Source organism: Halochromatium sp. (genome assembly GCF_046541315.1).
Lineage (GTDB): Bacteria > Pseudomonadota > Gammaproteobacteria > Chromatiales > Chromatiaceae > Lamprobacter.
Genome location: NZ_JBKHDN010000221.1, coordinates 1 through 4,268 on the forward strand (window position 1 = coordinate 1; position 4,268 = coordinate 4,268).

Annotated in this window: 4 protein-coding genes; 1 reads left to right on the forward strand and 3 read right to left on the reverse strand. The window is 65.1% G+C overall.

The genetic code is table 11. The features are described from left to right. Window positions 1-264: 264 nt before the first annotated feature. Window positions 265-1,461: a TsoY family (seleno)protein gene (locus ACLFQI_RS12000; RefSeq protein ID WP_410759638.1), complete on the forward strand. Its 1,197-nt coding sequence runs from the start codon at window positions 265-267 to the stop codon at window positions 1,459-1,461. A gap of 43 nt (window positions 1,462-1,504) precedes the next feature. On the opposite strand, the gene ACLFQI_RS12005 is transcribed toward ACLFQI_RS12000, so the two are convergent. From ACLFQI_RS12005 to ACLFQI_RS12015, 3 genes are all read right to left on the reverse strand, one after another. Further along, window positions 1,505-2,797, reverse strand: coding sequence for a RuBisCO large subunit C-terminal-like domain-containing protein (locus ACLFQI_RS12005; protein ID WP_410759639.1), 1,293 nt, complete (start codon window positions 2,795-2,797; stop codon window positions 1,505-1,507). 6 nt (window positions 2,798-2,803) lie between these two features. Next, window positions 2,804-3,241, reverse strand: coding sequence for a secondary thiamine-phosphate synthase enzyme YjbQ (locus ACLFQI_RS12010; protein ID WP_410759641.1), 438 nt, complete (start codon window positions 3,239-3,241; stop codon window positions 2,804-2,806). A gap of 148 nt (window positions 3,242-3,389) precedes the next feature. Continuing rightward, window positions 3,390-4,268 (reverse strand): phospholipase D-like domain-containing protein (locus ACLFQI_RS12015; protein WP_410759643.1); only part of this gene is annotated, 879 nt, incomplete at its 5' end.

A 4,268-nucleotide genomic window follows, 5' to 3' on the forward strand; every position in this document is an offset into this window, starting at 1 on the left:
ACGCCAACTCGGCGACAGCCAGCTGACGGCTCGGGCTGGTTCTGCTTCCCGACGAGTGCCGGACAGGGGCTCTCGAATCGGGACGCCGTTGATGGATCGCTTCTAACCTGGCCGGCGAGCCCGAACTGACAGATCGGGCGTCGTCAGCGCATGGGTCTCTGACCGGGCATGCATCTGCTCGACGAACCCGCTGTGTTTCATCAATGATAATATTAGTATATACTTAAATACTGTAACGATCACTCACTTCCTCGGAGCCGTACCATGTCAAAGACACCGCAACAGGGCTATCACCCCCTGTATTTCCTCGCCGCCCTCGGCGCGGGCGGCCTGACCGTCACCTTTTTCCTCTACTTCATGTTCCTGGTGCCGCATCCGGAAACCCCGGTGGTCACCGCCGATGATCTGATCAAGCTCTGGGCCACTGGCGCCGACTGGGTGCGCCCGCTGATCATCCTTGGAATCGCCGGGATGCTGGCGATGGCCGTCATGCATCTGCGGTTGTTGATCTGGAACCTGTTGCAGTATCGGCGTTGGCGCCGTGAGATCAGCCTCGAGCAGTTGCAGTCCGGCAACAAGGATGTCGCCCTGATGACCATCCCGCTGACGCTGACCATGACCATCAACGTCCTGTTCGCGGTCGGTGCCGCCACCATCCCCGGCCTGTGGAGCATCGCCGAGTACCTGTTCCCGGGTGTGCTGGCGGTGCTGATCGTGCTCGGCGCCTTCGCGCTGCGCATGTACGGCCGCTACCTGGCGCGACTGGTGGTCACCGGCTCCTTCGACTTCATCGGCAATGCCAACCTGGGTCAGATGATGCCGATCTTTGCCTTCGCGATGATCGCCGTCGCCTTCGCCGCGCCGGGCGCGATGAGTCAGAACCAGGCCATCAATGCCATCGGGCTGTTCTTCGCGATCTTCTTCCTGAGCCTGGCGGCACTGCTCGGCCTGGTCAAGCTGGTGGTCGGGGTGAACTCGATGTTCCGGCATGGGCTGACCGCAAGCGCCTCACCCAGCCTGTGGATCCTGATCCCGATCCTGACCCTGTCCGGCATCACCCTGGTGCGGCTGATCATGGGCCTGCATCATGGTTTCGATCTCGAGGTGCCGAAGCCTGCGCTGTTCGTGCTGACCTCGGTCGTCCTCTCGCTCGAGATCCTGTTCGGCCTGCTCGGCTATGTCGTCATGCGCCGCCTCGGCTACTTCCGTGACTATCTGCACGGTGAGCAGAAGAGTCCCGGCGCCTACAGCCTGATCTGCCCCGGTGTCGCCTTCTTCGTCTTCGGCTGGTTCTGGATCATGTTCGGGCTGGTTGGCAACGACATCGTCACACCGCTGACCCCGGTCTTCTTCGTGCTGATGGTGCCGTTGATCCTGGTGCAGTGGAAGAGCCTGGAGACGCTGCTCAAGCTCAACCGGAAGCTGTTGCGGAAACCCGCGCCGCCACACGTCGTCATCTGAGGGCACCCCTGCTAGCCGGCGTCGATCGGACGCCGGCAACATGTCATCCAAAAGCCCTGATCGCTGCGGCCAGCTCGGGATGCTGAGCGGCGTGCTCGGCGAGCGGCACGCCAGCGGCGATCGCCTCCCAGGCTTGGCGCAAGCTCGCCGCCCCGCCCTGCGGCCCCAGCGGATGGCTGAATACCCCGCGACCGGGGACAAAGCCGAAATCGGCGCTGCCCACCCGCTCATGCACGCCGGGCAGGGTCACCGCCGAATCGCTCCCGCCCGGCACCGGCAGACAGGGCTTGATCGTCCCCATCGGCTCGACGCAGGCGGCGATGCATTCCAACACCTCGTCCTCGGGCGTCATCATGCGCGGGCCGAAACCGGGCATGATCACCACATCGAAGCCGGCCAGACGCTGCAACTTGGTCCAGACCCGCGTATGGACGCCGAACGAAGGCAATCGGCTCGCGGCGGCGATCAACGGGAAGTGCGCCACCAGCGGCACCTGCGCCTGCTTGCGCAGCATGCGCACCGCGCTCAAGCCTACCGGCAGCGCATTGACCATCACCGCGTTGGCGCCGTTGGCGACCACCAGATCGTGCAGCGGCAGCAGTCGGTCGACCTCATCGGTGATGTTGGCGAGATAGACCTTGGGCTCGCCGGTCGCCTGCTCCGCCTCTTGCCGCGCGGCGCCGAGCAGCGCCGAGCGGCGGGCGATCGGCGACCAGTCCGGATCGGCCAGCATCTCGTCGTCCTTGGCGACATCGAGACCGCCGAGCCAGCCCTGCTTGCCAAGCTCGGCAAAGGGCTCGGGGTCGAGCCCGATGTTGGGCTTGATCACGCCGAAGAAGAACGGCCGCCCATGCACCTGCCAGCGCTCCCGCAGTCCCTGGAGTCCGAATTGCGGCCCCTCGAACGCGGCCAGGAAGCGGTCCGGAAACTGGATATCCAGCAGCTTGACCAGCGGCACATCGGGCGCGAAGAAGGCGCCCTCGCCCAGCACCGCGCTCAGTAGATTGGGCAGTCGGGGCCCGAAGTTGGCATGCGGATGCGCAATCCGCACCCGGCAGACGCTGACGGGACCCGCGACCGGCGGGAGCAGCGGGTAGCTGGTGCCGGATCGCTCGGTCTCGACCTCCAGATCCAGGACCTTGGCGGCGAAGCGCGGGCGATAGTCCTCCTCGACATCGACCCGGGACCATTGCGCGGTCGACTGCTCGCTGCACAGATGCGCCGCAGCCACGCGCGGATCGCCCCGGCATTCGATGCGGTAGTCGAGGATCAGATGCGCCTCGGCATCGAGCGCGGACGCGTCCGTGTAGAAACCGTCGATATCGGCAGCACGCATGATCGTTCAGCCCTCCGCCGCTTGGCCGAGGAACTGCAAGGTGACGCTGCGCTCCGGGCGCGGGCCGTCCAGCTCGACGAAGAACACCGACTGCCAACCGCCGAGCAACAGCTCGCCCTCGGCGATCGGGATGGTCTCGGAGGCATTGGTGAACAGCGCCATCAGATGCGCGTGCGCGTTGTCGCGATCGTCGACCGGCGCGAGGTTATGCAGGTAATCGCCATCGCGCGGCACCAGGCGTTTGAGAAAGGTCACCATATCGCGCTGCAGCTGGGTCTCGCGTTCATTCAGGCAGAGCGCGGCGGTGGTATGGCGCGAGAGCAGCGTTACCAATCCGTTACGCACTCCGCTGCGGGCGCAGCATTCGCGCACCTGTTCGGTGATATCGACGAGCTGGATCGGGGCTGTCGTCTGCAATCTGATGGTGTCAAGGCGTGTCAACATGGGCATGGGTCTCGGCGCGCTTCAGGGTAAACGGTCATCATAGCGAGCGATGGGCATCAGTCTACTGCAGCCATGCCGGGAACGCGGGGCGCGATTCACGACCGGAAGGGCCGCGGGGCATCGTCTCGGGCGATTTCCGTCAATCGTCTCAGAGATAGGGCGTCAGTAACCGCGCGAAGCCGTCACGCAAGCGGATCGGCAGTTGGCGCGCGCGCATGTCGGCGGCGCGGATCTCGATCGCGTTCGCCAGCTTGGCGTCGACCAGCGCGTTGAGCCGTTGCGCCAGCGCACTGTCGTAGCATTCGATGTTCAACTCGAAGTTCAGCCGCAGACTGCGCGGGTCCCAGTTCGCCGAACCGAAGAAGCACCAGACGTCATCGACCAACAGCAGCTTGCTGTGATCGAACGGCGGCGGGGTCACGAAGATGCGCGAGCGCCCCTCCAGGATCTGCTCGGCCTGGGCCTCGGCCGCCCATTGCACGAAGCGCAGATTGTTACGCTGCGGGACCAGGATCTGCACCTCGACGCCGCTCATCGCGATCACATTCAACGCCGTGATCAGGGTCTGATCCGGCAGGAAATAGGGCGTGACGATGCGCACCCGCTGCCGCGCATGCGCGAGCGCGCCCAAGATCAATCGACGCAGCACGTCGAAGTCTTCATCGGGGCCATCCGGCACGCAGCGCGCGATGCTATCGCCGACCGGCTCCAACACCGGGTACCAGGCATCGCAGCCAAGCCGCTCGCCGGTGGTGAAGGCCCAGTCGAGCCCGAAGGTCTCCATCAGCCCGCGCACCACCGGCCCTTCGACCTTGAAATGCAGATCCTGCACCGGATGCCGGGGGTTGCGCGCGAGCAGACAGCCCGCGCGCAGATTGAGCCCGCCGGTGAAGCCCAGGCGCCCATCGACCACCAGGATCTTGCGATGATTGCGCAGGTTCACATAAGGATTGCGGATCGGCAGCGCGGATTCGAGGAAGACCCCGGTCGGGATGCCGAGCCGGCGCAAGACCTTGGGCGTGTGCGG